This window comes from Halopenitus persicus (genome assembly GCF_900107205.1).
GTDB classification, from domain to species: domain Archaea; phylum Halobacteriota; class Halobacteria; order Halobacteriales; family Haloferacaceae; genus Halopenitus; species Halopenitus persicus.
This window is the reverse complement of sequence record NZ_FNPC01000026.1, coordinates 1-1,660: the sequence shown is the minus strand read 5'-3', so window position 1 is coordinate 1,660 and position 1,660 is coordinate 1. Positions and strand designations below refer to the sequence as shown.

Below are 1,660 nucleotides of genomic sequence, written 5' to 3'. Positions count from 1 at the left end.
CCGAACCCGACACCCGCGACGAGTTACACCATCGATATGCTGTCGACGGTTCCACAAGTTCGGATAACAACGTTGGTCCGTATCTGTGACCCTACTCCCGTCGCGACGGTGGACGTCGACCCCGCCGCCCTCGCCCGTGTTCGATCGTTTATCTAACCGACCGGATGTATGTCTGACGCGGATCGTCGACGGAAGGTGTCGAGAAAAGGAACCATTACGGGACCGACCGGCTCGCGTGTTGGTTAAGAGACGCCGACCGTGTTGGTTAAGACCGGAACGAAACCCACCGACGGGAGAATTCCGCACGGGCTACGCGCGCGCTCGCGACGGTGGACCGGAAAAGCAAAAAGAAGCGACTGGGGTTACTCCTCGGGACCGTCGCACCCGTCCCGGTGGGTGGCGTGACGGGTATCGCCCTCGAGAACCTCGACCCCGCACCCGGTACACCGGACGTATTCGGCGCCGGTCGGCTCCCCGTACTTGTCGTATTCGGCGAAGGGGCCTTTCCACCGGGGACCCTCCTCGACGACGATCGTGTGTTCGGAACCGGTACGCCCTTCGGCTCGGGTATCGTATGCAGACATGGGTTTTCTCTCCCGAGACAACCCGGCTCGCGTGTTCCAGCACGCGGGCGCTTTCAAAACGCCCCGAGGAACCGGTTTGTCTCTACCTATTGGTAGTAGCCAAAAGGTAATAAGTATTTCCCATTAGGTTAACCTATTGGGTTCCACCAATAGGACTAAGGGATCCGGACGTCAATACCGAGGTATGCCGGAACGAAAACGAACCGAGGCGGGTACGTTCGTCGAAACGGTGACCCTCGAGGACGTCCGGGACGTATTCGACGAGATACGGGGACCGGTGGTAACCTCGAGTGACGTTTCCGATCGACTCGGGTGTACGACCGAAGCGGCTCGGCAAAAACTCACGCGCCTATACGACCGGGGCGAGGTGGATAAGCGAAAGACCGGTCGGACGGTGATATACTGGAGAGCGGGCGAGGAGGACGCGAGAGCCGACGCCGTCGAACCCGCGGCCGAGACACCGGCGGATACCACGAACGCCGAGAGCGGGTGCACACGCGACGAGAGCGAGGACCTCGCCGAGGACGTCCGCCAGTATCTCGAGACGACGGACACGCCGCCAAAGACGGAACACGGCCGCTCGGCGATCGTCGACGTGTTTCGGTACCTTCGGGAGCACGGAACGACGAAAACGGGCGAGCTCCAGGATGAGATATACACGGGTTACACCGACGAGTGGGGATCCGCGCGGACGATGTGGAACGCGCTAAGTCGGTACCTCGAGGACGTCCCTGGGATCGAAAAGGGCGGATATGGGGAATGGGCCTATACGGGCGACGAGAGCGTTCGCGACGAGCTGGGGCTATGACCGAGGACACCGACGCCGTCGATCCCGAGGATCCGCGACCGAGCGGACACTTTGGCCGGTTTCGATCGAACACCTGGCACTATATCCCGGATGACCTCGCGAGGAGTATTTCACTCGGTCCCGCGACCGACGGCGAGCCGGGAGACGACTGGGTGTTAACCTATACGCCGGAGCGACGGGATCCCGACGATCGCGAGAAGGTTTTGGTTCGGGTGACTCCTCGAGCACTACACGAGCTGTATATTGAAACAAAGAATCTCTCGCCGGA

General features: G+C 61.1%; 2 protein-coding genes and 1 pseudogene. 2 read left to right on the top strand and 1 reads right to left on the bottom strand.

Annotation, left to right across the window (positions count from 1 at the left end; all coding sequences use genetic code 11):
* Positions 1–362 precede the first annotated feature (362 nt).
* Positions 363–584, bottom strand: a complete 222-nt coding sequence (locus tag BLV25_RS16590; protein WP_092735464.1) for a hypothetical protein — start codon at positions 582–584, stop codon at positions 363–365.
* A gap of 229 nt (positions 585–813) precedes the next feature.
* Here BLV25_RS16590 and BLV25_RS17620 point away from each other — a divergent pair, with 229 nt between their 5' ends.
* Positions 814–1,392, top strand: a complete 579-nt coding sequence (locus BLV25_RS17620) for a hypothetical protein (RefSeq protein WP_176819540.1) — start codon at positions 814–816, stop codon at positions 1,390–1,392.
* Positions 1,389–1,660 (top strand): annotated as a pseudogene (locus BLV25_RS16580) (hypothetical protein); the annotation flags it as partial. The gene BLV25_RS17620 and the pseudogene BLV25_RS16580, both read left to right, overlap by 4 nt.